The following is a 26,248-nucleotide window of genomic DNA, read 5'->3' as shown; positions in this document are numbered from 1 at the left end:
CGGGGCCTACGCGTCGAGCCTCAGCGGCTGACCTCGATGGCGATCTTGCCGCGCACGTGCCCGCCTTGGCTCAGCTCGAAGGCCTTGGCCACGTCCTCGAGTGGGAAGACCTCGGCAACAGGGACGGTGAGCCTGCCTGCGTCGGCGAGGTCCGCGAGCGCCTGCAGGTCGGCCGCGTCGGGGCGCGCCCAGGAGGCGATGCCACCGGCCTCGGCCACCGTGCCGTCCGCGATGGAGCCGTGGCGTCCACCGTCCTTGAGCACCGCCCGGGTCGTCTCCAGCACTCCACCCACGAAGTCCACGACGACGTCGACGCCCTCGGGCGCAAGGTCACGGACCTGCTCGGCCAGCCCGTCTCCATAGGCCACCGGTTCGGCCCCCAGCTGGCGCAGGAACTCGTGGTTGCCCTCCGACGCCGTGCCGATGACACGCGCACCGAATGCCTTGGCGATCTGCACGCCGAGAAGGCCGACGCCGCCTGCGGCTGCGTGCACCAGGACCGTGTCACCTTCCTTGGTGCCGAGTCGCGTAAGGAGCTGGTATGCCGTGAGGCCGGCGAGCGGGAGCCCTGCGGCTTGGTTCCAGTCGAGGGCGGCGGGCTTGCGCGCGACCATCCGCACGGACGCGCTGACGAGCTCGGCGAAGGTGCCCTGCTGGACCCAGTCCTTGCGGGCATAGGCGATGACCTCGTCACCCACGGCGAACTCCGGGGTGTCGGGACCGATGGCCTCGACGACACCGGAGACGTCCCAACCGGGGATCGCCGGGAAGTCGACCTGCATGAGGCGGTCGAGGTAGCCCGCGAGGACCTTCCAGTCGACCGGGTTGACCGAGGCACTGCGGACGCGGATCAGGACCTCGCCCGGGCCCACCCTCGGTTCCGGGACGTCGGTCAGGGTGAGGGTGTCGGGGGCGCCGTACTGGCTGTAGGTGATGGCTCGCATGCCCGGGCCAACGTGCGCGGCAGTCCCTCGCATTCCACCTGGACAGCGGTCGATGAGCACGGCCTTGATCCGCGTCGAGTCCAGCTCGATGCCCAGGGTCGTGCGGTCCTCGAGGATCTCGGCGGCGAGGTCCTCGGTTACGGCTGGCCGGGTCGGGTCGAGAGGGTCCACCGCGTGCGCGCCCGGTACGTCTCCCCCGGCCGCAGCACGGTCGACGGGAACTGGGGCTGGTTGGGTGCGTCGGGGAGCTGCTGGGTCTCGAGGCAGATCCCGTCGCCCTGGCGCAGCAGCGTGCCACCGCGACCGAGCAGGGCGCCGTCGAGCCGGTTGCCGGTGTAGACCTGAATCGAGGGCTGGTCGGTCGCGACTTCGAGGGTTCGGCCGCTGGCAGGGTGCTCCAACCGGGCCACCGTCCTGTCGCCGTTGCCCTGCAGGACGAAGGTGTGGTCGATCCCGCTGACGAGCGCCACCTGAGGGTGCCCGGCCCTGACCCGGTCACGCAGCGGCACTGATGTCGTGAGGTCCAGCGGCGTGCCGGTCACGGACTCGACCGCGCCCTCGGGCACGGAGCGCGCGTCCACCGGCAGGTAGGCATCGGACTGGACCGTGAGGTGGTGCGCGTCGACACCCCCGCCGCCGGGCCCACCGAGGTCGAAGTAGGTGTGGTTGGTGAGGCTGACGACGGTCGGGGCGTCGGTCGTGGCCTCGTACGTGAGCACGACCGAGTCACCCTCGATCGCATAGGTCGCCGTCACCGTCAGCTCGCCGGGGAAGCCCTGGTCGCCGTCGGGGCTCACGAGCCGCAGGGTGATGCTGCTCGGCGTCGCGTCGAGGACCGACCAGAGCCGGGCATGGAACCCGTCAACCCCGCCGTGCAGGCAGGTCGGGCCCTCGTTCGCGCTGAGGTCGTGGCGGGTGCCATCGAGGACGAACGAGGCGTCGGCGATCCGGTTCGCGTAGCGACCGACGGTGGCCCCGAGGTAGGGGTTGCCCGCCTGTACGTAGCCCTCCGCGTCGTCGAAGCCGAGGGTGAGCTCGACGAGCTCGCCCGTCGCGTCGGTGACGCAGAGACTCTGCAGGGTGGCTCCGAGGTCGAGCACCACGAGCTGGAGCCCTCGGTCGTTGCTCAGGGTGTGGGCGGTGACGGCGTCGCCCGAGGGCAGGGTGCCGAAGCTCGCAGGCGCGTTCGCAGGCATGGGGAGTTCCTCCGCTGGTCTAGGGACGGGCTGCAAGGCGATGGTATGCCGCGTTCCACCGGAGCTCGCGGCGCACGGAGTCGGAGGTCGCGTCGGCGTCGATGACGACGAGCTCGGTGCCGACGATCTCGGCGAGGTCCCGGAACTCCTCGGTCGTCAGGGCCGCGAGAGCACGGTGTGGTGCGGGCCGCCCGAGAGCAGCCAGCACTCGGCCGACGTCGACAGACTCGGCCGTGGCTCCCAGACCGCGCAGGCGACCGGGAGCTTCGGGAGGTCATGGTCGGGCTCGACGACCTCGACCTCGTTGAAGGTGAGGCGGAAGCGGTCGCCCATGTCGCTGATCCCGACGATGACCGCAGGTCCGGGCGCCCCGGTTAAGCGCAGGCGCTGGGGGTCCTCGCGGTCCCCGATCCCAGGGGGTGGATCTCGAGCAACAGCTGGGCGCTGGCGATGCTCGGGCAGACCTCGAGCATGTGCGCGCCGAGGATCTTCTCCTCGCCATCCGGGCTCGCCCTCGGGCGGGCCGTGGTGGGCGGTCATATGACCGTCGGTCGCCTTCATGGCGTCAAAGACCTCCGGGGGGTGGAACTTTCTCAGTCCACCGAACCCGGAGGCCCTGACCGCCGGCAAACCAAGGTCTGCCCGGCGCCTTGGTGTGGTCCGCCCAGGCTAGCGGGCCGTCACCAAGTTAGAGCGTGCGGATCTCGCGCTGCTGCCCACTCCGTTGATCGCGGCCACCTGGAAGCGGTAGTTACCCGCGACCAAGGTCATGGACAACGTCCGCACCGCCGCCGGTTGCACGGCGGAAGTGGTCGTCGCCAGCACGTTGCCAGCACCATCCATCCGCAGGGCGAACACGCGGTAGCCGGTGATTGCGGAGCCACCGTTTGTGGCAGGGGCTCCCCAGTTGGCCGTGGCTGTGACCGCGCCGCCGACAGCACCCGCGACCGCAGTCCCGATACCCGGGGCACTGGGAACCGTCGCCGGAGTGACGGTGTTGGACGGTGCAGACAACGCCCCGAGACCGACCGCTGTCACGGCGCGAACCCGGAAGTTGTATGCCGTGCCGTTGGTCAGGCCCGCCACAGTTGTGCTGGTCGCAGCGCCGGTCAGGATGTCGGTCCTGACCACTGTGGTGCCGGTACGGACCTGCACGCGGTAGCCCGTGATGGGCGATCCGCCGGTGTTCGCCGGGGCCGTCCACGTCAGGCTTGCTGTCGTGTTGCCGGCCGCGGCGATGGGCGTCCCGGGTGCTGCCGCCACCGTCACCGGGGTGACCGTGTTCGACGGGTCGGACAGGACACCCAGCCCGAACGAGGTGATCGCACGCACACGGAAGTTGTATGCCGTCCCGTTGGTGAGCGCGGTGACCACTGCGGTGGTCGGGGTGGCTGGCACGTCGACCGACCGCACGACCGTCGTCCCGGTACGGACCTGGATCCGGTACTGGGTGATGGGCGCGCCACCGGTGTTCGCCGGAGCTGTCCAGGCCACGGTGGCCTGGGCGTTGCCCGCCGTCGCACTGACCGCTGTCGGAGCGCCGGCCTGGGTGACCACGACCGGAGCGTTCGCGATCTCGCCGTCCGAGAACCGGAGCCGCTCGATGTTGCGCAGCGTGTCGGTTCCGTCGACGGCGGCGCCTCGAGCGTGGTCCACGGTCGTCACGGTCGCGTTGACGAACGTGACGTCGTAGTCGGCGCGGGGCCCGGTGAAGATCGCCGTGTCGACGGCGCTGCCGTTGGACGGGGTCTGGATCTCCCTGACGATGCGCAGCTGGCCGGGGTTGATCGTGCCGGCGATGATACGAGGCGTGACACCGGCCAACGTCTCGACGCTGTCGATCTCGGTCGTCGGCTGCGTGAGGCCCCTGACGCTGATGCGCACGTTGAGCTGTGCATCGCCGTCGATGAGGTCGTCACCGCCACGACCTTCGATGAGGTCGGTGCCGGCTCCACCCATGAGGATGTTGCCGCCGGTGAACGTCGTCGCACCACCGAGAAGGGCGCTGAGACCTGCCACGCGGGCCGTGCCGGCCGCAGTCAGCTCGTGACCGACCATGGCGGCCGCGTCACGGTCGTCGCCTCGCAGGGTGTCGTTGAGGTTCCACCCGGACAGGGCCTCGACCATGTCGAAACGGTCCTTGTTCGTCTCGACGCTCGGCGGGAGCAAGCCCGTGAGTGCCATGTCGGAGTCCGCAGCCACGAGGTCTCCGTCGTGTGTGGCGGTGTCGAACCCGAGCATGCCCTCGTTGCGCTGGATGCCCGGGCCGTTGAGCATGACGTCGTCGCCACCCTCGGCGTCGTTGTCGGTCTCACCGCCGTATCCGATGAGGACGTCGTGTCCAGGCTCGTTGGGGTCGTCCTGGAACGGGGCGCCGTTGTCGCCCTGCAGCAGGTTGAAGGCGCCGCCACCAGTACCGCTGACAGTTGCACCGCTCTCGATCCAGTCGTCGCCGTCGTCGCCGAAGACCGTGTCGTCCCCGGCACCACCGAGCACCCAGTCATCACCCGGCCCGCCGAAGGACTCGGCGAGGTCGTTCCCGTGGATGATGGCGTCGTTGTCGCGACCGCCTTGGAGCAGGTCGCCACCGAAACCCTGACCGGATGACAGAGTGTCGTTGCCGTCGCCACCCTTGAGGGTGTCGTCACCGTTGGTGTCGAGAAGGATGTCGTCGCCCAGTCCACCGATGTGGTTGTCGTTGCCGTCTCCGCCCTGGAACCAGTCGTTCCCGTCGTTTCCGCGCAAGGTGTCGTCACCTTCGCTGGACCACGTCCGGTTGTCACCGCTGGTGCCGTTGAAGACGACGTGCTCCGGGCCGCCGTAGCGGATGGTGCCGTCAGGCATCCGGGACAGCAGGGTCGACTCGTTGTACGGCGTCCCTGGGTCGTCGAGGATGGCGCCGGCCGTGCCCAGGTTGGCCAGGTCGAAGACGAACGCGGGCCGTGAGAACGAGTCGGCAGGCAGGCCGCTGACGTCGGTGTTGCGTTGGATCAGCTCTGCGAAGGAGTTTCCCTCGAGCTGGGTCAGCATGTTGAGACCAGCAGTGCGCGACAGGTAGTAGAACCGGTCACCGAACTGCAGGTCTTCCATCTGCGCCTCGAACACGTAGTTGAAGGTCGGGCCGAGCAGACCGCCGAAGACGTGCTGCTTCTCGGCGAGGCCGCCGGTCCACAGGTCGATACGATCCACGCCGGTGTTGGTCGTGCTGGCCGGGTCGACCCAGGTGGTGTTCACCGTGGTGGTGACCCCGGTGTCGGGGTCGGTGACCCGGTGCGGCGCGCTGTTGAGGAACGCGTAGCGGTCGTCGGGCACCGAGGCGATGTCGTCGGCAGTGCCAACGTCGCCGTCCTCACCGTTGGGGCCGTAGACGAGGGCGTCTGCGGCAGCACGCTTGGCGTCGATGGTCGTCGCCGCGAGGACGGACGGGTGCGTTCCGTAGGCGGCGATGAAGTTGTTGAGCGACTTCGGGTGCTTGATGCTGAAGGAGAAGTCGGCCCAACTCTGATACGGCGCCAGCGACGAGTTGCCGGACGCTGCGTAGAACGAGCGGCGAGCCGCGTTGAGCGTCGGGATGCCGGTGTCACGGGCGCGCGCCATGTTCAGTGACGCGAGGTCGAGGGGGAGGCCCAGGAGCTGGTTGCGCAGTGCCTCGGTCACGAACTCGTCGAGCTCGTTGCCGACCTGACGGGTCATGCCACGAACCACGTCCCCGGCCGCCTGCTCCGGCGTGCGGCCACCCTTCATGAATTCTGGGGGGTTGAGGAAGGCGGTGAGCAGGGCTATGTCGTCAGGTGTGCCGTCGGCGCGGACACGGTCGACCGACTCGGTCAGCATCGAGTGCCCGAAGCGGTACACCGCGTGGGCGAACTCGGCCTTGATGGCCGGGTTGATGGCGGTGTTGTAGCCCGTGCCTCCCTCGCCGAAGGGGTTCACCAGCGGCTGGACCTTCCGGATGAACTCCTCGAAGGCGAGGTGCTGGTACTCCATCTCGGTGACGAAGCGCGCAGCTTGGAAGAGACGCTCTCCGTAGTCCCAGCTGCCATCACGGTCGGTGTAGCGGCTGGCGCGCCAGTCGGCCTGCTCGGCTGCGGTGAGGAGCGTCGAGATCTTCGTGTCGATGTCACCCACCAGCCGGTTGTGCTCGGAGTGGAAGACGTGGTGCACGGCAGTGAGACCGATGTTCTCGTTCACGCGCCCATCGCCGGCGATGAAGTGTGAGTCGAGCATCTCGTCGTCGTACTGGGCGACACACCCCGACGGGAAGCCGGGTGCCTCGCAGACCACGAGGGTGGGGGTCACGACGGTGTCGGTGTCCGGGGTCGAACCGGACTTCGGCACCGCGTTGTGCGCGATGTCGTCGAGGAAGGCATGCCCGGTCTTGGTCATGCCCACGGTCGACACCGGCGTTGCGAGGTTGCCTTCGACCAGTGCGTTGTTGTCCGCGCTTTCGTCGTCCGTCGTGTCCGGGTCGTCGGCAAGGATGCCGTCCGGCCCCGCCGTCTGCACCATCTGCGGCAGGCCGTTGGGCCCTCGCAGGAAGCGGCCGTACGGGTCGGTGGCGATCAACGGGACGTTCAACGCGTCAGCGTCGGCGAGCGCAATGCCGAGCATCTTGCGCGCCTGCGCCTTGACGTCCGCCCATGTGGCCATGCCGTCCCCGGGTCCGGTGATCAGACGGCCGGTCGCGTTGATGGGCGCGGTGACCACGTCGGGGGCGGCGTCCGCGTCGGCGTAGGCCCGCAGGAAGACCTGGTGCGAGGGGTGGGAGGTGTAGGTTTGGCTCTGGTCGACCCAAGGCGAGGTCTGGTTGTTCGCTTCATGGTCTCCGTCATGGGTGGCGCGAGTGAGCACCATGAAGTTCGTGGGCGCGCCGCTCTGGTACAGCGGGTCGTCGGACTGGAGCGGCATGAACACCGTCCCATTGCCACCCTTGTTCACGAGGTCGAGACCATGGTCAAAGAACTGCCCGAATAGTGTGAACCACGAGTTGTAGGGCGCAGACAGACCGACGTCCGGTGCGACGTTCGGGATGAAGAACGCACCGGAGGGCGTCGTCTCGGGGACCTCTCCGGCCGCGTCGACGGCGGCGGGGTTGCCGGCGGTCTGGTCGACGATGAGGTTGCTGATCACGCGAGGTTGGCTGTCGCGGACCTGGACGCCGTTGGAGGCATATGTGGTGCCGTTCTCCGCGGCCTTGAGCGCCTTGGGCACAAGCCTTGGGAAGTCCTGGTCGGCAGCTCCGACGGTCGCCTTGCCAGCCACGAGGTTGTTGCACGTGCCGTCGACAAGTCGCAGGCCCCAGGGGAGAGTGTCTCCCACCTCACCTACCGGGACCTGGTCCGGACCGGTTCCACGCATCGTCCCGCACGGGTTCGCTGCGGTCAGCGTGTCAGCGTGCTGCTCCGCGATCTTGATCTGCTTGAGGATGAAGCGCAGGTCCGAGGCGTTGAGGTTGAACCCCTGCCCGACCGGCGCATCTGCGGCTGACGCTCCCAACCCTGAGGTGAGAGCCAGGGGGGCCGCAGTGCAGAAGGCGACTCCGGCTGCCAGTACTCGCCTCCGCAATTGCCCGCGGCGTCGCGCTTCTGGTCGTGTTCTGCGTGTTGCGTTCACGGCTTTTCTCCTTCGGACTCGAACGGCGAGGCGGTTCGGCTGCGCCGGAGGACGCCCTTGAGACTGCGGCTGATGGATGTCTTTCGCATGATGAGAACCCCTTGTCTGCACGGTGGTCCTCGACACCTTGTCGGGAGACTCTTCGGCATACCTTTTGCTTTTCTGCGGCCCTGAGCCGGAGACGGGGTGTCTGTGGCACGCCGGTCAGAACGCGAGAACGACGCGACCGTGTAGCTCTCCGAGTGGGATGGATCCGTACGTGCGGGAGTCGATCGAGTCGAATCGGTTGTCTCCCAGTACGAACACGGCGTTGGCGGGCACAGTGACTGGGCCGAAGTAGGTCGAGTCGATCTTTTTCGGGTCGATACCCGGCTCTCTCCGTGCAGTCCCGTCAACAACGAGGACGGCGTCCTCCAGGGCCACTGTCTGTCCACCGAGAGCGACGACACGCTTCACCGCGAGCTGCTCGTGTAGAGGGTCGCGGAAGACCACGAGATCTCCCATCTTCGGAGATCGCCATCGCAGGCTGAGCTTCTCCACCACGACGCGGTCACCGGGCCTCAGCGTCGGCGTCATGCTGTCGGAGGTGACCTGCAGCGGTTCCACGCCGGCGACCAGGAGGGCGGCGCCGGCGATGAGGACAAAGGTGGTCACGAGTGCGCGAAGACGGATGCGCTTGATCTGCCGGTCGCGCCCCCCACGACGGACCATCAGCCCAGGGCGCCGACGAGTCGCAGCACCCACATGCTTGCGGCTGTGACGAGCATCAGGTTGACGGCGGTTCGACGAAGGCGTGAGGGAAGCAGTGTCACGAGGAGGCACACGACCGTCAGCTCGGCTGCGGTGGCCGCAAGGTCCGCGGGACCGACAGCCTCGATGCCACTCGCGTCGGCCGCCGCATGAGTGTGGGAGTGGGCGCCGGGCAGAGAGTCGCCGCCGGAGGCGGGCCCGATGGGTAGGCCGGTGGTGCGGCTCGCGACCCAGACGAGAACGACGCTGAGGTTGACGAGCACACCGGCGAGGACCGCGGACCACGTCGGGCGCCGCAGCATCTGAGCGGCAAATCCGAGCTGGAAGCACCCGACGAGGACGAAGAACGCGCCGAAAACCCACCATTCCTCACCGTGCGCTGGGGCGACAGCCACATGGACGGCCCCTGCGACGCCTGAAGCCGCAGCAACGACGCGCTGCGTACTGACGGACGTGGCGTCGGAGTGGGCCGCGAATTCGTGGGAGCTTTGCGTACTCGTCACAGCTGACATCGGAAGTCAGAGCTCCGGCGCCGGGAGGGGGCGTGCTGGAGCCGTCGTGATCGGGTCATAGCCGCCTTCGCCCACCGTGAACTGGCCCATCATGTCGTGATCCTCGTGGACGAGGTTGTGGCAGTGGATCATGTACCTGCCCCGGTGCGGACCGAACTGCGTGATGAGACGTACCCGCTCGTTCTCACCGACGTACACGACGTCCTTGGCGCCTCTTTCGGGCGGGCGAGGCGGGACCCGCACTCCGTTCCTGTCGAACTCGCGGTCAAGTACCTTGAAGTCGACGAGGTGGATGTGCATGGGGTGGTGCCATCCGCCGGAGTCGTTGTGGATCTCCCAGACCTCGACCGCGTTGAGGGCCGGGTTGGCCAAGGCCCTGGTGTAGCCACTGGCCACCACGTCAGCCCACGTCTGACCATTGATGGTCCACTCCCCACTCTGGCGCACCAACGCCATCGTCCGTGTAGGGGTCGTGTCCGTCGGCGTCAACGCCATGATGTGGTTGTACGGGTTGAGGACGCTGGGTATCGAGTTGTGGGAAATGCTGCTCGCCTTGGCTACGACGTCGAAGGCCATGACCTTGTTGGTGTTCGTGTAGTCGACGTTGTTCTTCGGGCTGAGGTTGCGCAACGTCACCCGTCGCCCGATCGCGTACTTGGCAAAGTCGATGATGACCTCGTAGCGCTCAGCGTTGCCATGCAGCAGGCTCTTGACCGACTGCGGCGCCGTCATGAGGCCGGCATCGGTGGCGATGACGACCAGCGGCTCACCACTGTCGAGCTGCCACCGGTAGCTGCGTGCCACGGAGGCGTTGAGTATCCGGAAGCGGTACTTGCGGCGCTCGACCTTCATCACGGGCCAGGGGCGACCGTTGACGAGGATCACGTCGCCGAAGACCCCGGACTGGTCGTTGTCGTCGTAGAGCAGCTGGCCGGTGGCGTCGAACATGGCGTCGGTGACGATGAGCGGCACGTCGTAGTAGCCCTGGGGGATGGGGAGGGACTGTTCCAGTGGGTCGTGCATCCGATACATCCCAGCAAGCCCCATGTAGACGTTCGACGCGGTGTGGTGCACGCCGTGGTCGTGGTACCAGAGGGTCCGCGACCCCTGCGAGTTCGGGTAGCGGTAGTCCTTCCAGCTCCCTGGGTAGGTGACGTCGCTGGCGTAACCGTCGAACTGGGGCAGGGATGCCGACCCGTGCAGGTGCGTCGACGTGGTCGGCGTGTAACCCAGGATCGGGTGGGTCGAGGGCAAACTGTTGATCTGCCGCACCACGACCTCGCGGCCCTGTTGGACGTCGAGCGTCGGCCCCGGGAAGGACCCGTTGTAGCCCCAGATCCTGGTCTGGTACCCGGGAAGGATCTGGGTGGCCTGCTCGCGCATCGTCAGCGAGTAGTAGTCGGTGATGCCTTCGGATCTCACCTTCGATGCGACCGGAGGGGGCGTGAAGGGGACCGTGAAGGGAGCCGGAAGAGCACTCTCGGCCATCCGGTTCTGTCCGGCTGCCAGGACACTCCGCTCGAGGGGGAGGAGCAGGGCACCTCCACCCAGTAGTCCGAACGCAACCATCTCTCGTCGAGTCAGTGACATCGTCTCGCCCCTCGCTCTCACGGCAGGGCGACGGTAGAACGACGACCTTTGGAACTCCTTTGACCCGGCGCTCGATGGTCCCTCACCTGCGCTGATCACCAAATTTTGGGGGTGTCCCCCGCCCCGCAGCGCGTGGTTCGCTAGCGGCAGCGATGAACGGGCCTGGGCAGAGGTGGAGGTGGGCCACGTGGAGATCTCAATGTTTGGAACGCTGCAGGTGCGCGACGGAGACCGTCATCTGGGTCCCCGCGACCTGGGGGGCGTGAAACCGCGCCAGATTCTCGAAGTCCTTCTCCTGGCGCGCGGTCACTTCGTGTGCAGTGACGTCATTTCGGCTGCTCTGTGGCCCGAGGGTGGCGAGCCTCGCAACGTTGTCGCCACGCTCCACACGTATGTGTGCGTCCTCAGGCACCACATGTTCGTCGACCAGGCTCGGGCTCGACAGGTGATCACCACCGGTCCGGCGGCATACAGACTCGTCCTCGACGACATTGAGCTCGACCTTGACCGATTCGACGACCTCCTGCTCCGGGCGGAACGGGCGCCGAGGGTCGAACGGCTGCGGCTGCGAACGGAAGCGAGCCAACTGGCGTGTGGCCCCCTGCTCGAGCACGACCGCTATGACGAGTGGGTCCAGGAGGATCGACTCCTCTACGAGGACAGGACCATCCGCGCTCATCTCGATCTGGCTCTCGACTGGCTTGGAGAAGGCGATTACGCGGCTGGCCTGAGAAGCGCCGAGACCGCTCTGCGAAGTGATCCTTTCGCGGAGGAAGCTTATGTGCTGGTGATGCTCGCCAACTACGCGCTGGGAAGGCACGACACCGTGCGAAGGGTCCTCCAGCGTTGCCGTCTTGTCCTATGGCAGGAGCTCGGTGTCGCCTGCGCTCCTGAGACCGAGCGAATCGTCGCGGCGATGGAGCGGAGGACACCGGCAACGAACATTCTCCAGTCCTTGGTGCCCCCGACCACGGAGAGCTCGCCCGTACGGTCGGTGGCCTGAGCCCGGACGGGACGTAGGGCAGCAGCCTTTGACTAGTTCCTCCGGCAGGCGACGCTCGCGTGTGCGCCATATGCCGCTCAACTATTGAGTCATGGTCTGCCGCAGGACCCACCGCCACAGTGGATTCATTCACGGGTGTGAGAGGTGTGGTCGTGATGTCGGGCAGAGGACCTTCGGCGACGGCGCGAACCCGGCGCCGCAACGGGGGGAATGGACACGGACTCAGAGGGTCGGCGTGATGGGTATTGTGGGCATGGCCGCACTCGCTCCTGTACCGGCTGCGGTCCGGGCGCAGCAGATGCTGCCAAGCGGACCCACAAAGGTTCTCGTGGTCGACGACCACCGGACCTTCGCCGAGCTTCTCTCGGGGGCGCTTGAAGCAGAGCTTGACATCACCTGCGTGGGTCATGCCCAGAACTCGGAGGACGCCTTCGAGCTCGTAGCACGCCTACGGCCGGACGTCGTGCTCATGGATGTTCGACTCCCCGACCGGGACGGCATCCTCACTGCCGGAAGGCTGGTCGCCAAGGACCCGAACCTCAAGATCCTCATCCTCACCGCCCATGCCACCCTTACCGACATCGACCGGGCGGCATCCGCCGGCGCCTGTGGCTTCCTTGCCAAGGACGGCGCCTTGGTCGACGTGCTCAGCGGAATCCGTACCGCCCGGCGGGGGAGCCTGATCCTCTCCGATGGACTCAGGGCGCGGCTGTCGGCGTTCGGCCAGCACGAGCCTGCGCTCTCGCAATGGCGTCTCACCGCCAGGGAGCTGGACGTCCTTCGTCTGCTGGGCATGGGCCGTGACCCGCGAGCCATCTCCAAGGAGCTGGGAGTCAGCCTGCACACGTGCCGGGGCCACGTGAAGTCTGTCCTCGGCAAGATGGGAGTCCACTCTCAGCTGGAGGCCGTGGTTCTGGCGACTCGGAGCGGCGTCATTCGACTGGGCGACTGATGACGTCGGGAGGGCCCACCAACGTCGCCGCTCCCACAAACCGGAGTGGAACGGGACGACACGGCACCACACCGCACCACACGGTTCAACGGGCAGTGCGGTGGTTCGTTCTCTGGAATCTCCTCACCCTCTTGGCGATGGTGATCGGCATCCTCGTCATCAGTCGACAGGTCGCCAGAGCTGAAGCCCTTCGGGACGCCGAGGTCACCGCACGAGCGGTCGCGGAGACAATCGTGGCCCCGCTAGCAGACGAGAAGTTCCATGCCAATGATCCCGAGGCCATGGCCAAGATGGACGACGTGCTCAGCCACCGCGTACAGGATCGCTCGATCAGCCACATCAAGGTTTGGTCCGATGCCGGCAGCGGCCGGGGCAAAGTGCTGTGGTCCGACCAGAAAGCCCTGGTGGGTAAGACCTTCCTGCTCGACGCGGAGGAATACGCCGCCTTTGGAACCCGTGACACGGTGTCCGCGATCTCTGACCTCGACAAGACGGAGAACCAGTACGAGCAGTCGGCAGGAGAGCTCGTCGAGGTGTACACCGGCGTTGAGGACAGCTCCGGCGCGCCGCTCCTGTTCGAGGTCTACATCTCGACGGACAGACTGGGTGAGCAGGTGCAGAGCATCACTCGCAACATCCTGCCACTACCCATCGGTGCCGTCCTGGCCCTCGGGTTCGTCACGATCCCGCTGGCAGCCTCCTTGGCGCGTCGAGTCGACCGGGGTCAGCAGCAGATGCAGCAGCTCATGCTCAAGGCCGTCGAGTCCTCGGACCGGGAGCGACGTCGGATCTCCCAAGACCTCCATGACGGCGTCGTACAGGACCTCGCCGGCCTCGGCTACGCCCTCGACTCGGATGCGCGGGCGCTCTCCGAGGACGACGGACTCCGATCGCATCTCGAGCAGTTGCGAACCATCGTGCGTCGTGACCTGCTGGCTTTGCGCAGCCTCATGATCGACATCTACCCGCCCGACCTGAGGACCCGCAGCCTCGCCGAGAACGTCCGTGAGCTCGCTCGTCAACTGAACGCGGCCCCCGACGTGGTGCACTTCGAGATTGGCAGTGCCCTGACGCCCCACCCACTTGCCGACCGTCTCACCTACCGCGCAGTGCGCGAAGCGCTCGGAAACGCGGTACGCCATGCCCACGCCTCCACCATCAACGTGCGCCTCTGGCAGGACGAGACCTTCATGCACTTCGAGGTGATCGACGACGGTCAAGGGTTCGACCCCGCCGTACGCGGTCCCGCTGGACACTTCGGGATTGCCCTCATGCGCGAGATGGTCGCCGAGGCCGAAGGACGCCTTGTCGTCACGTCGTCGCAAGGGCACGGAACCACGGTGCGGGGGGAAATCCCTCTGTGAGGGAGAAATGGTCAGCCCGCGATCTACCGTCACCGCCGTCGAAGGTCAATGATGAACAGACGGCCCGTCTAGCACCGGCGCAACAACCGGCCGCGCCCGTGATCGTGACGGAGGTTCGTATGACTGCAACAGGTGTCCCCGTGCCGGACTCAGTGGCGCTCGAACCTGACGTGGCCCAGCCAGCCATTCGGGTGGCGGTCGTGGACGACCACGCGTTGGTCCGCGCCACTGTCCGACTTGTTGTGGGCCACGCGAGCGACCTGGAGTGGGTCGGCGAGGCTGTGGACGGTTCCGAGGCCGCTGATCTCGTCGCTCGCTCGAGACCCGACGTCGTGCTCATGGACCTGTCGATGCCCGAGGTCGATGGCTTCAGTGCCACGCGAGACATCATCAGGTCATGGCCGGATACGCGCGTGCTCGTGCTGACCAGTTCTGCGGAACCTGACCACGTGCTGCTCTCGCTGGAGGCAGGAGCCGTAGGCGTCCTGCGGAAAGACGGCGACATCGCCACGATTCTGGACGGTATCAGGGCCGCGGTGAAGCGGACACGCTGACCGCCCCTGAGCTTGACACCTTCTCCGAGACGACCATGAACTTGCGCACGCGCCCGTCACGCAGCCACCGGCGCCACAAGCCGTGCGACGAGACGAGATGGTCGAGTACATCACCGCCCCCGGCCTCCCGGATGTCCGGTGCCGCAGCGAGATAGAAACCTAGGAGCGCGCTCGCCGCGACACGGTGCGCGTCGGTGCACTCGACCAGCCACCGCACTTGCAACCCGGCACCCTCGAGATCGCCCTGAGTTTCGGCGAGCGAGCTGAGCCACACCGAATCGGCTCGCGGCATTGTTGCCCGCTCTGTGGTGGTCAATGGAGCCCCTACCTCCACGGTGAAGGCGAACCGGCCCCCAGGCTGCAGGACCGAGACGACCTCACCGAACAACATGGGCCTGTCCCGGAACGCCAGCAGGGTCTCGAGCAGGAGCACCACGTCGAACGAGCCCGGAGGCAAGGGCGGCACTCTCGCGACATCGAACCTCGCACGGAGGCCCGACTCCGCAGCGCGACGCCGTGCTCGCTCAACGACGTCCAGCTCGGCGTCAATGCCGAGATAATCGCAGCCGAGCTCGCGAACGAGCATCAGGCCAGGGCCGGCCACCCCGCAGCACAGGTCAAGAACGGACACGCCTTCTCCGAGCCCGGCTGCCTGTCCCAGCTCTCGGATCTCGCTCGCGGTGGCAAAACTCTCCTGGCCGACGAAATCGCCGTCCGGGAAGGCGGCTTCGCGCGCCTTCCAAAGAATCCTGTCGAGGAGCGACCGCTCTACGGGAGTCATGACCCCCGCTCCCCCGCAGGCGTCTCGGGTGCGTCGCTGTACGCCACGAGGAATCGATCGCGGAAGACGGACATCGGCCACACTGGCGAACTTTGGGCTGGCCGTAACCCGTCCCGCCAGCCCCAGCTCGCGATGCGATCGATGACCGTCGGGTCACGAGCGATGACAGAGATGGGCACGTCCCGGCTCGCCCCAGGACCACTCACGATCGTGGAGGGCTGGTGGTCGCCCAGAACGACGACCACCAGGTCGTCATCGACCTGCTCCTCGACGAACGCCACCACGCTCGTGAGCGCGTAGTGGATCGACTGCATGTATGCCGAGGGCACGGCCGAACGATCGCTCCACACACGGCCCGCAGTGGTCGCCTTGGCGAGGACCTCGTCGTAGACCGAGCCGTCGCCCAGCTCACTCGGCTCAATCATTCTCGGCAGCGGCGCCCACGGCCCGTGACTCGAGGTCAGCTCGATCATCGCCATCACCGGACGGGCGCCGTCCGCCCGCAGCTCGAGGTCGGAGAAGGCAGTCAGCGCGAATTGATCGGGCACCGCAGAGAAGCCGAACCGCGGTCCGGCATACCCCAGATCCGTTCCGGCATAGATCTCATCGAAGCCGTAGAAGGCCCGGCCCTCGGGCCAGTCGCCGTGCGTTGAGGGCATGACCGCGACGGTCCGCCAGCCGGCACGCGAGAACGCCCACGTCAGCGTCGTCCGGTCGCTTGCAAGGAGCCGGTCGTAGCGTGCCTGGTCGCTCACGGCCAACCCGGACTGCAGGGTTGCGTGTGCGAGCCAGCTACTGCCGCCGAACGCCGTAGACGTCAGCCAGCCGCTCCTCGCGGCGAGGCCGAGGGAGCGAAGCCTGGTCCCCGCCGAGTCCAGCAGGGCCTGAACCGGACGCGATTCGTCTCCGGTGAGGGCCACCTGCCCGTAGCTCTCGACGAAGATGATCACGACTGACTTGTCTCGCAGCCCGAAGAGCTCCCCGTTCGTGGGATGTCGAAAAACGTCAGTGTCCAGCGTGCGGTCGAACCGTTCGCGGTCCGTGTATGCCGTCATCGTTGCCTTCGCCTTGCCGGTCACGTACGGGCCGACGCCACCGAGGGCCACCGGAACACCTGGCGCGACCTGCAGGCCGGTCACAGCTGCCATCACCCACACGCCACCCATCCCGGCGACCAGACTCGCCGATCGCCGGCGGTTCGTGGTGAGGAGTCTGACGAGGCAGGTCACCGCCCACGGCAGGACGATTCCCACCGCCGCGGCGACGACGATGACGACCACCACGAGCACCACGGCCGCCCACGACCCGAACGAGTCCCGGACGAACGCCAGCCCAGAGCCGAGCAGCCCACGGTCCGTGAGGACGTTGAACGGACGGTCCAGGACCGCGAAGGCGCCAACATCGAGGACCTTGAGCGCAGCGACAACACACGTGAGTGCGCACACGAGGATGACGAGCACGCGCCTCACCCGATCCGGGGCGACGAGGAGGAGTGCTCCTGCGGCCACGATCTCGACCGGAAGCCGGACGAACGAGCTGAGACTGATCCGGGCCGGCTCGTTGGGTGCGACGAGCACGAACCACAGCAAGGCAGACCCCAGCACCAGACCCAACGCCGACGTTGCCCTCGAGAGTCCGCGCGAGCGTCGCGAAAACGTTCGCTCACGCCCCTTCCACAGGGAGTGCACGTCCCGCCCGAACGATTCTGCCAGCAGCAGATGAACGCCCACCAGACTCCACACGGTCAACGAGCGCGGGAGCACACCGGAGACAGCGACCACGAGAACGATGCCGGTGACCGCCGTGACGACCTTGCGCCAGTGGCGGAAGGCCAGATCCCCTCGCATCCACGGGAGCACCCACCCTGCGGCCCCGAACGCATAACGAGCCATGCCGCCGGCGAGCACCCACCAGCCCACCGACGGAGCGGTCGCGACGGTGAGCACGAGGATCAGGAAGGCATCGACCTCTCCGTCGAAGCGAGCTCCGAGCGAAGACACCGTGTTCGTCCGCCGCGCCACGAGGCCGTCCACGGCATCGAGGAGGAGCGCCGGGGCGGCGAGCAGGGCGACCTCGAAGGTTGCGTCGTGCCCCATCAGAACCTCGGTTGTCAGTGCCGCCACTGCGCAGGCCGTGAGTCCTCGGGCCAAGGTCACCGCGTCCGCTGGGCCGAGGTCACGGCGACCCACGTCGGCCAGCCTGCGCAGCAGCCAGATCGCGAGAACACCGCCGAACGTCAACCCCACGGTCCACGCCACCCAGCCCAAGTCCGCCGCGATCGTCAGGAGCAACAGCAGCAGGGCAAGCGCCATCAGTCCGACAACCAGCGCGACCAGGGCCACGGGTCTCAGGCCTTGAGTCGCAGGTCGTCGTGCGGGTCGAAGGTGTGCGCACCGCGGGTGGCCTTCGTCGCGAGGTACCTCGCGTTCGCCGGACACCAGTGCACGGCCGTCGGCACCCGCTGACTGACAACGACGTCGAGGCGGGCCAGCTGGTCGGCCTTGTCCGGGTTGTTGCTGAGCAGGGCAACCCGTGACAGGCCCAAGGCATGGATCATCTGGGCAGCCACCGTGTAGTCGCGGGCATCGGCGCGGTACCCCAGCGCCACGTTGGCCTCATAGGTGTCAAGGCCGAGATCCTGGAGGGCGTACGCGTCGAGCTTGGAGTACAACCCGATCCCGCGGCCCTCCTGGCGCAGATACATGACGTATCCCCCGACCGCGGTGATGCGCCTGATGGCCTCCTGCAGCTGCGGTCCGCAGTCGCAGCGCTGGCTGCCGAACACGTCACCGGTCAGGCACTCGCTGTGGAGCCGGACCAGCGGCACGGAGCTGCTCACGTCGCCCAGTCCTATGGCGAGGTGCTCACCGCCGTCGATCAGCCCGTCGAACGTGAGCACCCTTGCAGTTGTGCTGAACCCGTCAGCAAGGACCAAGGGCACAGTGACCTCGGCACGAATCACCGCAGCGTCCGGGCGCTCAGTCACGTCAGCCTCCCTGAGCCATGGTGAGCTCCGCATCCGCGAGGGCATGTGGCGCGAACCGCTCCGACAAGGCGTACCGCATGAGCACGACATCGCCGATCTGCCGTACCTCGGCCAGATGAGCCCGACGGGACGGGTTCCAGGGCAGCGGTCCCTCCGCGACGATCCGATGAGCACGTGAGCTACTGACGAAGAACGGAGCGACGACCACGTGCAGCTCATCAGCCAGGTCCTCGCCGAGGAACTGGGTGTGCACGCTTTGCCCACCCTCGACGAGCAGCTGCCGCACACCTCTTCTCACGAGGTCCTCACTCACCACAGCCATGGAGGGTTGCAGGCCGGCGTCGATGACGACCGCCACGCCATCGAGCCGGTCCCGGGCGTCGGCGACCTTCTCGCTGGCGCAGTAGACGAGCTTGTCGCATTCACCGGTCGTGAAGAACGCACTCGTCGGGTCGAGCCCCATGCCGCCTCGGGTGACCGTGACCTTGCACGGCGACGGTGCGAGTCCCAGCGCTCGTCGTCGTTTCCTGCGCACCTCGGAGCGAACGAGGAGGCGCGGCTTGTCGGCACGCACTGTCCCGGCACCCACGAGGATGGCGTCGCACGCGGCACGCACGGCGTCCACACGGTCGAGGTCGGAGGCGTTCGAGAGGATCAGCCGCTCGCCCGACCCGTCGTCGAGGCAGCCGTCCAACGACATCGCGCAGCTCAACACCGTGTACGGGCGCTCACTCACGAGCCCCACCTCCCCTTCTCACAGTCCCTGTCGGACTGCCGCTCAATCTGAGATTTGGGCGCCGTCCATCACCCAGAAGGACGAGGACGGCGCCGGGGACTGTGCCTGCGGCAACGATCACTCCGAAGGCCACGGCGACAGCCAGACCCTCGTCGCCGGTTGAGCCTGCAGTTCCGAATGCCCACACCGCAGCGCCTTCGCGGGGCCCCCATCCTGCGAAGTTGACCGGCACGGCGGCGACGAGGAGAACGAAGAGCGCGACGGGAACGAAGTCCGTGGGTGGCATACGAACCCCTACGGCGTGAGCGGCGAGGGCCAGCGTGAGGATGTACCCGGTGAGCGCAGCGAGCGATGAGACGACAACGGTGACGAGGACTGCCGGGTGCAACAGGACTCGGGCATCTTCGGCCACGGCTCGCGACCTGCACGCCACCGCAAATAGGCCGGCGGGCAACGCGGTCGTGATCCCGGCCACGACGAGCATCCGCACTGGCTCGAACGGCCTGGCGGCGATGAGTGCGCCTCCGGCAGCCACCACGAGGACGAGCAGGCCCAGGGTTCGCTCCCACACGACGGCTCGCACTCCGCGGGCGAGGTCGTGCACGGCACGTCCGTGACGCAGGCCGCGGTCGATGTCGCCGAGAACGCCACCTGGCAGCGAGACGTTCCAGAACTGGGCCCGGTAGCAGGCAGCCACGGCGAACGACCATGGCACCTCGACCCGGAGTTGGCGCGCAACAGTGCGCCACCTCCACGCACTGCATGCGGTCGTGACCCCGGCAATGATTGTGCCGGTGAGGAGTGTGGTTGCGTCCAGACCGGTGAGAGCCCGCACGAAACCCTCGGTACCCAGCTGCTGCGCAAGGATGCAGAGGATCGCTGCGCCCGTCAGGGGGCGCAGCCAGGGCTTCGGCGACGTTTCTATCCCGGCCTCCGTCCCTGCGGGGGGCGCGGGGCGCCCCCTTCCACTCGTGACACGAGCATCCCGGCCTCAGAGTTCACCTGCGGAGGTGGGTGGAACCACGAGCAGGTCCACGTGTTCAACAGTGACTGAGAGGATGGCGTCGACGTCGGCTGTTCGTCGGGCGAGCCAGTCGTGTGCCCGCGCCGCGAGTTCCGGCCGCTGTTCCACAGCCGCGCCAGCCCAGCCGCAAAGCCACTCACGGGTCAACGCAGGATTCGACGCGTCGAGATGCCACGCGCTGTTCGCGACGTGCACCCCCCAACCGTGTCCGCGGAAGACGCGTGCAACCACGGCCACCGCGCCGGGTCCGAGAAGGGTCCGGCCAGCGACTGTTCTTCGTTGGTGCCCGTTGAACGCGCGCTCGAGACGTGCGTCCAGGCTGTCCGCGGGGGTGAACCTGACGTGGCCAGTGACCGAGAGGGTGAGGAGGGCCGGGCAGCCGGCCCTGACGCAAGACTCGACCACGCGGTCCACGTCCTCCCCGGTGAACATGTCGAGCAGCGCTGACGCGGCCATCAGCGAAGCGCCGGTCAGGCTCCGAGAACTGAGCCGCGTCACGTCACCGCGGCGGGTCTCGACGGTCACCCAGGACCCGTCCGCTGCCACGCGCGGTGGATCCACTTCAGCGACAGCAAGCAACGCCGGGTCCCGGTCATGGAGGATCCAGCGCTGGGGCCCGGGTAGCCGTGGCGCCAGCCACCGGGCCATGGACCCGCTCCCGCAGCCCAGGTCGTGGATCACCAACGCCTGCGGCGACGGAGCCGGGGCGCCGCAGCCATCCGGCCGGGTGTCCTCGACCGACGTCTTCCGTTGGCGGCCCATGAGAGCGACAAGCGAGTCGACCAACGCCTCGGACCGGGCCGCCGCGTCAGCCGACTCGCGCAGGCCAAGCCAGTCCGCGGTCACGCGCACGTCCGTCGTCCTCATGTCGCCACCTGAGAGAGAACGCGCGACACGCGCGCCGTCGTCGCCGACCAGTCGGTGAGCGTGCAGCGTCGCCTCAGAGCCAGCTCGCGAAGCGAGGACCGCAGATCTGCGTTCGTGAGCCAGCCGCGCAGGGCGTCAGCGAGCGCTGCCGCGTCTCCCGCTGGGACAAGGAGCCCCGGCAGCGGACCGATTGCGGGGGCGCCGAGCGCCTCTGGGACCCCGCCGACCGCGCTGCCGACCACCGGCAGTCCTCGTGCCAGCGCTTCCGTGACGACCATCCCATAGGCCTCGGTCGTGGACGGGACGACGACGAGGTCGGCGTCTGCGTAGTCGGCGTCGAGCTCGGTCGCCCCACGAGGTCCGGCCCAGGTGATTCTCCCTGCAAGCTGCGGGCTACCAGCGAGGGCGCGCGCCTGTCCGGCATAGACCTCGTCCACTGCCAGCGAGCCGACGCAGCGACAGCTCCACTCGTACTCCGTCAGCTGTGCCAGCGCCTGGACCATCACGTCCTGGCCCTTCGTCCGCGTGACTGCACCGACACACAGCATCCTGCTGCCTTCCCGGCACCATGACACGACCGGAGCAGGATCGACGCCCGGGTGGACGACGTGAACGAGCTCGGCTTCGAGCGAGGCGTAGGCGTCCAGCAACCACTGACGCGACCACAGGCTTGTGGTGACGATGCGGCGTGAGGCCAGCAGGACGGCATACTCCCTTGCTCTGCAAGCGGCATCACCCGCAACGCCGAGGGGCAGGTGGACGAGGCTGACGAGGCGTAGACGTCGGGCCTCGGGCACCACGATCTCCGGCAGGGCCGAGGCTACGAGGCCGTCGAGGAGGACGACCGCGCCAGCGGGGATGTCGGCAAGCGCGGTTCCGAGCGCCCTCCTGGTCTCGTCATCAGGGCCTGGCCACGCACCCGCGACCTCGCGCACGTGGACGGCCCAACCTTCTGCACGGAGCCCGGCGCAGATCTTCCGGTCATAGGTGTTGCCTCCACTCGGACGGGCTGGGTCGGCAACCCCCTCGGGTACGACGACGTGCACACGGCGCGCTCTCAGGCGGGACATGGGCGAGCGGGCGGCACGGAGCTGGCTGTTGCCGGGCCGAAAGACCTCGACCGAAGACACGTCAGAACTCCAGCTCGCATGATGCCCACGCCACGTGCGACTCGCGCAGGGTCACCACGATCGCCGTCACGTGGTCCGTCCTCGCACCGAGCTCCCCCGCCCGAAGCCGCTGCACGACACGGTCCGCGACGATCCCCGCCAGTCGCTCCGACGTGGTGTTGACGCCTTCGAAGGACACCTCGTCGTCGAGGTTTCGGTATGACAACTCACCGAGGACAGCGCCGAGGGCTGTGGCAACACGCCCAATGTCGACCACGAGTCCGTCCTGGTCGAGGGTCGCGGCCTTCACGGTGAGGTCGACCACGTAGGTGGCACCGTGAAGGCGCTGGGCCGGACCGAACACCTCTCCTGTCAGACTGTGGGCAACCATCATGTGGTCGCGAACAGTCACGCTGAACATTTCCGCCGCCCCTTCAGCTCAGGTCGTACGTGATCGTGTGGCAGAGGGCTTGCAGGGTTCCGTCGGACAGGTCGCGCAGGACGTCCGGAAGGTCGTCGAAGCGTGACCTGCCGCTCAGGAGAACGTCGAAGGACGAGTCCTGAAGCAGGTCGAGCGCCAGGCCCATCCGGTCAGTGGGCGACCGAGTGGCCCGCCGTGCTGGTGAGACCCGGCCAACCTGGCTGGACCGGATGGTCAGCCGTCCGTGGTGAAACCGTTCGCCGAGCCGCAGATGAACCTCGGCGTCCCCGTACCAGCTGAGGTCGAGGACGGTCCCCTCGTCCGCGGCCATGTCGAGCGAATGCTGCAGCCCAGCCGACGTCGCACTCGCGTGGACGACGAGGTCGAGTCCCGTCGGTGCGTCCTCGGGCAGAAAGAAACCTGCGCCGAGTGCTGTCGCCACCTCGGCACGGGACTCGTCGACATCGATGACGGTCACCTCCACCCCTGGCATTCGGGCGAGCAACCGCGCCACGCACAGCCCCACCATGCCTCCGCCGACCACGGCTGCTCGGTCACCGACGAGTGGAGCCGCGTCCCAGAGCGCGTTGACCGCGGTCTCGACCGTTCCGGCCAGCACGGCCCTCTCGGCCGGCACCCCTTCCGGCACGCGAACCACGGCGCCCACGGGTACGACGTAGGCCGTCTGGTGCGGATGCAGGCAGAAGACCGTACTGCCGACAAGGTCAGGAGGGCCGTCCTCAACCACCCCGACGTTGAGGTAGCCGTACTTGACCGGACCCGGAAAGGATCCCTCCTGGAACGGTGCCCGCATCACGGCATACATCGATTTTGGAACGCGCCCCGCGAAGACGAGGGTCTCCGTCCCCCGGCTGACCGCCGAGCGGATCGTGCGCACGAGGACCTCTCCAGGGCCGGGACGGCGGATCTCGAGCCGGCGCACCTCCCCGACGCCGGGCTCCCGCAGCCAGAACGCCTGAGCCGCCATCGTCACGGGCGCACCCCTCGCTGGACTCGCACATGGAAAGCACGGACCCGGAACGCCCTTGGTTCAACGGTCGGTGAACCCCCTGACTGCCAGGACCGTGAATGGGGAACAGGGACGCGGAACGGGTGATGCGTCCCGGAAGCCTGAGGAGGGCACCGTGACGGTGCGGATCGTGACAGCTCTGGGCGCACTCGTGTCGGCAGTGGTCCACCTCGTCCTGTGGTTCGACGGCTACCGGGACATTGACAAGATCGGTCCCGCGTTCTTGCTCAACGCCGTCGCCGGCACGGTGATTGCGGTGCTGCTTATGACGTGGCAGCACTGGATACCGGCCTTCTTGGCCCTGGGATTCGGCGGAAGCACCCTCGGTGCGTTCGTCATCTCGACCACCGTGGGACTGTTCGGGGTCAAGGAGCAGTGGCGCGGCGGGTGGGTGCTCACCGCTGCGGTATCCGAGGTTGTCTGCATCCTCGGTGGGCTCGTGCTGCTGCGTTCCTGGCTCGCCAACCGGGAAAGAGTCGAAGCTGAACGGGTCCGTGTCTGAGTAGACCCCATGGGCGACTGGGCTTAAACGGTAAGTTCGAGCAGGACCATTCCGTTGGCGTTGCGGAGTTCCACACGCTCGATGTCCCGACGTTCCGTCGCCGTCGCGCCGGAGACCCGCATCGTGCGCCCCGGCAAGCCCTTCCACGTGGCCACCTCCTCGGTTCGTCCGTCATAGGTCAGGACGACCAGGGAGTAACTGGGCGCGTCCGAGGTTGGGTAGTCGTCCTCGACCCGCCCATAGGAGCAGGTCATGTCGACCCGTGTGCCCCAGGCGACCTCTGCAAGGACCAGGTCAGCTCGGAGGGAGGTGGCACCCACGGCCTCCATGGGAACCGAGGGCGTCCTGCTCGCGGTGGCGGCCGGAGGGGTCGCTCTGGCCTCGGGCTCCCCACTCCCGGGCAGACCCACTGCGACGACCACCGACCCCGCTACGATGGCGCCGACAGCAGCAGCCAGCGCCCCGATGAGGACCGAGCGACGGCGCTGTCCGCGGCGGACGCCAGCGACCAGTGTCGGCAACAGCGACTGGGGCACTGCAGGTGACGAGACGTCCTCGATGTCCTTCAGGTCGACCTGAGCGAGGAGACCGGGCAGGCCGGCCAGCTGGCGCACGGAGCGGCTACACGATTCGCACCCGGCAAGATGACGCTCGAAGACAACCCGTTCCCCCGAGGTCAGAGAGCCAAGGACGTAGGCACCGTCCAGGTCGGCGAGCTCGCAGCTCATCCACCTACCCCCATCTCCTGAAGCGCCAGCCGAAGAGCCCTGAGCGCGTAGTGCGTTCGCGACTTGACCGTCCCCTCGGCGATCCCGAGCCGATGCGCTGCCTCTGCGATCGATGCTCCTTTGAAGTAGCACTCGACCAGCACGGCCCTGTGATCCGGTGACAAGGCGAGTAGTGCGTCAGCGACGACCCACTTGAGCAAGAGTTGGTCCGTCTGGTCACCCCTGCTTCTCGCCTCGCCGACTTCCGGCACCTCGGCCATGGGCATCTCGCTCTGGGCTCGCTTGGTACGCCATTCGTCGATGGCGATGTTGCGGGCAACGGTGAAGAGCCAAGCGCGGACCGAACCGCGACTCTCCTCCAATCGGTCGTGATGACGCCAAGCCCGCAGCAGAGTCTCTTGGACGATGTCTTCGGCACGGGCATGGTCGCGCCCGGTAAGGCTCAGGCAGTAACCCCAGAGGGCAGCGGCGTGCTCGTCGTGCAGCTGCTTCAATACGACGGCGGCGCTGTCCGGCATACGACCTCCCACGCATTCATACGCACGTCGAGGCTTGAGGGTTCACGATAGTCCTTCGGCCACGGCCCGTTTGGGACAGCGGCAGCAAGGGGCGGGACGATGCCGACCGTGCGGCGACGAGCGCGGGCACCCCAGCTCGATAAAGCCGAGATAGAGGCGTGCAGCGGCTTCGCGCCGGACCTCTCGGCGAGGTTGGAGGCGGGCTACCGCATGCCGCAGGCGTGTCCGCACTGGACACTGGGAGTTCAGTTCACCCCACCCGTCTCCAGCTTGCACTCCGGTGGTTACTGCAAGTATGGAAACGGAGGATCGCCGAGGGTGACTACGGGTGTGACGTGCACTAGTGGATCGCCGACGAGAACTTGCTGACGTACGAGGAATCCCACCTCGTGAAGGTGTGCCGGCGGCGCTCGGCCGTCGCACCTCTGGGTCCGGATGAGCCGTTGGACCGGCCGACCTGACCCAAGCTGACTCCAGTCGCAAGAACAGAGCGCGATTGCCCCTGCCTCCCATGCGGTTTGGCGAGCCACCCGCGCTACTCGCCTCAAAAGGCCCGACTCGCCAACATCGTGCACGGGCATGGCCTGGGCACCACGCGATGCCGCCAGGCGGAGACCCGCTTTAGGGAGAGTCGCCCCCCGCACCTGGCGGTCAGTGAAACCTAGGGCGGGGGTGACCCCTGGCAGCCCCCAGCCCGCAGGCTGAGCGTGTCCCCTGGGATTGGGACCGACGCACCCACCCCAGGGACATCGCTGACACCAAGATCTTGACCTTCCACCGCGGAAGCGACGGGTCAAGTCTTGACGTCACGGGCACCTTCCATACGGTTGATGCTTGCCGACTTCCAAGTCAGAACGTGCACCACCTGACAAGAACTGGCGTCATTGACAGGTCCGCCCATGAGTTATGATGGTCGCGCCGCGACAGGCCTACCTGGGGTAAAACCGCAGGTCAGACCGGTCGCGGTCGCATGTGAAGCCGCACCCAGGCCAGGTAGCTCAGTTGGTACGAGCGTCCGACTGAAAATCGGAAGGTCGACGGTTCGACCCCGTCCCTGGCCACAACCCC

The 26,248-nt window shown here is 67.4% G+C and carries 23 protein-coding genes, 1 tRNA gene and 2 pseudogenes; 6 read left to right on the top strand and 20 right to left on the bottom strand.

Annotated elements, in window-relative coordinates; all coding sequences use genetic code 11:
• Positions 1–20 precede the first annotated feature (20 nt).
• The 8 genes and pseudogenes from ACFQW8_RS10465 to ACFQW8_RS10430 form a co-directional block, all read right to left on the bottom strand.
• Complete coding sequence (locus ACFQW8_RS10465; RefSeq protein WP_380088654.1) at positions 21–944, bottom strand: NADP-dependent oxidoreductase; 924 nt, start codon at positions 942–944, stop codon at positions 21–23.
• Positions 945–1,081: 137 nt separating this feature from the next.
• A complete protein-coding gene (locus ACFQW8_RS10460) occupies positions 1,082–2,140 on the bottom strand; it encodes an aldose epimerase family protein (protein WP_380087126.1) in 1,059 nt (352 codons plus the stop codon).
• A gap of 19 nt (positions 2,141–2,159) precedes the next feature.
• Complete coding sequence (locus ACFQW8_RS10455; protein ID WP_380087125.1) at positions 2,160–2,348, bottom strand: hypothetical protein; 189 nt, start codon at positions 2,346–2,348, stop codon at positions 2,160–2,162.
• Positions 2,297–2,613 (bottom strand): annotated as a pseudogene (locus ACFQW8_RS10450) (hypothetical protein). The gene ACFQW8_RS10455 and the pseudogene ACFQW8_RS10450 overlap by 52 nt, the downstream one beginning before the upstream one ends.
• Before the next feature lie 196 nt (positions 2,614–2,809).
• Positions 2,810–7,636, bottom strand: coding sequence for a peroxidase family protein (locus tag ACFQW8_RS10445; protein ID WP_380087123.1), 4,827 nt, complete (start codon positions 7,634–7,636; stop codon positions 2,810–2,812).
• Between the two features lie 321 nt (positions 7,637–7,957).
• The gene (gene lepB, locus ACFQW8_RS10440; RefSeq protein WP_380087122.1) at positions 7,958–8,407 is read right to left on the bottom strand and encodes a signal peptidase I; all 450 of its coding nucleotides are present in this window, start codon (positions 8,405–8,407) and stop codon (positions 7,958–7,960) included.
• 56 nt (positions 8,408–8,463) lie between these two features.
• Entirely contained in the window at positions 8,464–8,898 is a 435-nt protein-coding gene (locus ACFQW8_RS10435) for a hypothetical protein (RefSeq protein ID WP_380087121.1), read from the bottom strand.
• A gap of 123 nt (positions 8,899–9,021) precedes the next feature.
• Positions 9,022–10,605: a multicopper oxidase family protein gene (locus tag ACFQW8_RS10430; RefSeq protein WP_380087120.1), complete on the bottom strand. Its 1,584-nt coding sequence runs from the start codon at positions 10,603–10,605 to the stop codon at positions 9,022–9,024.
• Positions 10,606–10,792: 187 nt separating this feature from the next.
• Between ACFQW8_RS10430 and ACFQW8_RS10425 the strand changes: the two genes are divergently transcribed.
• The 4 genes from ACFQW8_RS10425 (at position 10,793) to ACFQW8_RS10410 (ending at position 14,478) form a co-directional block, all read left to right on the top strand.
• A complete protein-coding gene (locus tag ACFQW8_RS10425) occupies positions 10,793–11,608 on the top strand; it encodes an AfsR/SARP family transcriptional regulator (protein ID WP_380087118.1) in 816 nt (271 codons plus the stop codon).
• A gap of 91 nt (positions 11,609–11,699) precedes the next feature.
• On the top strand, positions 11,700–12,560 hold the full coding sequence (locus ACFQW8_RS10420; RefSeq protein WP_380087116.1) for a response regulator: 861 nt from the start codon (positions 11,700–11,702) through the stop codon (positions 12,558–12,560).
• A gap of 137 nt (positions 12,561–12,697) precedes the next feature.
• Positions 12,698–13,924: a sensor histidine kinase gene (locus ACFQW8_RS10415; protein ID WP_380087114.1), complete on the top strand. Its 1,227-nt coding sequence runs from the start codon at positions 12,698–12,700 to the stop codon at positions 13,922–13,924.
• 140 nt (positions 13,925–14,064) lie between these two features.
• Positions 14,065–14,478, top strand: a complete 414-nt coding sequence (locus ACFQW8_RS10410; RefSeq protein ID WP_380087112.1) for a response regulator — start codon at positions 14,065–14,067, stop codon at positions 14,476–14,478.
• On the opposite strand, the gene ACFQW8_RS10405 is transcribed toward ACFQW8_RS10410, so the two are convergent.
• From ACFQW8_RS10405 to ACFQW8_RS10365, 9 genes are all read right to left on the bottom strand, one after another.
• Positions 14,450–15,259: a class I SAM-dependent methyltransferase gene (locus ACFQW8_RS10405; protein ID WP_380087111.1), complete on the bottom strand. Its 810-nt coding sequence runs from the start codon at positions 15,257–15,259 to the stop codon at positions 14,450–14,452. The two genes, ACFQW8_RS10410 and ACFQW8_RS10405, sit on opposite strands and share 29 nt — an antisense overlap.
• Entirely contained in the window at positions 15,256–17,601 is a 2,346-nt protein-coding gene (locus ACFQW8_RS10400; protein ID WP_380087109.1) for a CDP-alcohol phosphatidyltransferase family protein, read from the bottom strand. The genes ACFQW8_RS10405 and ACFQW8_RS10400 overlap by 4 nt, the downstream gene beginning before the upstream one ends.
• Before the next feature lie 5 nt (positions 17,602–17,606).
• The gene (locus tag ACFQW8_RS10395; RefSeq protein WP_380087107.1) at positions 17,607–18,245 is read right to left on the bottom strand and encodes a GTP cyclohydrolase II; all 639 of its coding nucleotides are present in this window, start codon (positions 18,243–18,245) and stop codon (positions 17,607–17,609) included.
• A gap of 1 nt (position 18,246) precedes the next feature.
• Entirely contained in the window at positions 18,247–18,981 is a 735-nt protein-coding gene (locus tag ACFQW8_RS10390) for a RibD family protein (RefSeq protein WP_380087105.1), read from the bottom strand.
• Positions 18,974–19,873 (bottom strand): lysylphosphatidylglycerol synthase transmembrane domain-containing protein, encoded by a 900-nt coding sequence (locus tag ACFQW8_RS10385; protein ID WP_380088650.1) that lies wholly within the window; start codon positions 19,871–19,873, stop codon positions 18,974–18,976. Before ACFQW8_RS10385 ends, ACFQW8_RS10390 begins: the two co-directional genes overlap by 8 nt.
• Before the next feature lie 99 nt (positions 19,874–19,972).
• A complete protein-coding gene (locus ACFQW8_RS10380; protein ID WP_380087103.1) occupies positions 19,973–20,872 on the bottom strand; it encodes a class I SAM-dependent methyltransferase in 900 nt (299 codons plus the stop codon).
• Positions 20,869–21,807, bottom strand: coding sequence for a glycosyltransferase family 4 protein (locus ACFQW8_RS10375; RefSeq protein ID WP_380087101.1), 939 nt, complete (start codon positions 21,805–21,807; stop codon positions 20,869–20,871). The genes ACFQW8_RS10380 and ACFQW8_RS10375 overlap by 4 nt, the downstream gene beginning before the upstream one ends.
• Positions 21,808–22,003: 196 nt before the next feature.
• Entirely contained in the window at positions 22,004–22,402 is a 399-nt protein-coding gene (locus ACFQW8_RS10370; protein WP_380087099.1) for a 6-pyruvoyl trahydropterin synthase family protein, read from the bottom strand.
• 13 nt (positions 22,403–22,415) lie between these two features.
• The gene (locus ACFQW8_RS10365) at positions 22,416–23,390 is read right to left on the bottom strand and encodes a zinc-dependent alcohol dehydrogenase (RefSeq protein ID WP_380088648.1); all 975 of its coding nucleotides are present in this window, start codon (positions 23,388–23,390) and stop codon (positions 22,416–22,418) included.
• 157 nt (positions 23,391–23,547) lie between these two features.
• Between ACFQW8_RS10365 and ACFQW8_RS10360 the strand changes: the two genes are divergently transcribed.
• A complete protein-coding gene (locus ACFQW8_RS10360) occupies positions 23,548–23,934 on the top strand; it encodes a hypothetical protein (protein WP_380087098.1) in 387 nt (128 codons plus the stop codon).
• Positions 23,935–23,957: 23 nt separating this feature from the next.
• Here the strand turns inward: ACFQW8_RS10360 and ACFQW8_RS10355 are convergent, their stop codons facing one another.
• From ACFQW8_RS10355 to ACFQW8_RS10345, 3 genes and pseudogenes are all read right to left on the bottom strand, one after another.
• Complete coding sequence (locus ACFQW8_RS10355; RefSeq protein ID WP_380088684.1) at positions 23,958–24,548, bottom strand: hypothetical protein; 591 nt, start codon at positions 24,546–24,548, stop codon at positions 23,958–23,960.
• A 21-nt stretch (positions 24,549–24,569) separates the two neighbouring features.
• Positions 24,570–24,662 (bottom strand): annotated as a pseudogene (locus ACFQW8_RS10350) (hypothetical protein); the annotation flags it as partial.
• The gene (locus ACFQW8_RS10345) at positions 24,659–25,180 is read right to left on the bottom strand and encodes a sigma-70 family RNA polymerase sigma factor (RefSeq protein WP_380087097.1); all 522 of its coding nucleotides are present in this window, start codon (positions 25,178–25,180) and stop codon (positions 24,659–24,661) included. The gene ACFQW8_RS10345 and the pseudogene ACFQW8_RS10350, both read right to left, overlap by 4 nt.
• Positions 25,181–26,167: 987 nt before the next feature.
• On the opposite strand from ACFQW8_RS10345, the gene ACFQW8_RS10340 reads away from it, so the two are divergent.
• Positions 26,168–26,241, top strand: a tRNA-Phe gene (locus ACFQW8_RS10340).
• The last annotated feature ends 7 nt before the right edge of the window (positions 26,242–26,248 follow it).

This window comes from Knoellia altitudinis (genome assembly GCF_042666355.1).
GTDB lineage: Bacteria > Actinomycetota > Actinomycetes > Actinomycetales > Dermatophilaceae > Knoellia > Knoellia altitudinis.
This window is presented reverse-complemented; position numbering and strand designations above follow the sequence as displayed.

Excerpts from the sequence above, each read along its gene's own strand:
- ACFQW8_RS10465 (WP_380088654.1), bottom strand. The coding sequence starts at position 944 with ATGCGAGCCATCACCTACAGCCAGTACGGCGCCCCCGACACCCTCACC.
- ACFQW8_RS10460 (WP_380087126.1), bottom strand. The coding sequence starts at position 2,140 with ATGCCTGCGAACGCGCCTGCGAGCTTCGGCACCCTGCCCTCGGGCGAC.
- ACFQW8_RS10415 (WP_380087114.1), top strand. The coding sequence starts at position 12,698 with ATGGTGATCGGCATCCTCGTCATCAGTCGACAGGTCGCCAGAGCTGAA.
- ACFQW8_RS10405 (WP_380087111.1), bottom strand. The coding sequence starts at position 15,259 with ATGACTCCCGTAGAGCGGTCGCTCCTCGACAGGATTCTTTGGAAGGCG.
- ACFQW8_RS10365 (WP_380088648.1), bottom strand. The coding sequence starts at position 23,390 with ATGGCGGCTCAGGCGTTCTGGCTGCGGGAGCCCGGCGTCGGGGAGGTG.
- ACFQW8_RS10345 (WP_380087097.1), bottom strand. The coding sequence starts at position 25,180 with ATGCCGGACAGCGCCGCCGTCGTATTGAAGCAGCTGCACGACGAGCAC.
- ACFQW8_RS10430 (WP_380087120.1), bottom strand. The coding sequence starts at position 10,605 with ATGTCACTGACTCGACGAGAGATGGTTGCGTTCGGACTACTGGGTGGA.
- ACFQW8_RS10370 (WP_380087099.1), bottom strand. The coding sequence starts at position 22,402 with ATGTTCAGCGTGACTGTTCGCGACCACATGATGGTTGCCCACAGTCTG.
- ACFQW8_RS10420 (WP_380087116.1), top strand. The coding sequence starts at position 11,700 with ATGGTCTGCCGCAGGACCCACCGCCACAGTGGATTCATTCACGGGTGT.
- ACFQW8_RS10380 (WP_380087103.1), bottom strand. The coding sequence starts at position 20,872 with ATGAGGACGACGGACGTGCGCGTGACCGCGGACTGGCTTGGCCTGCGC.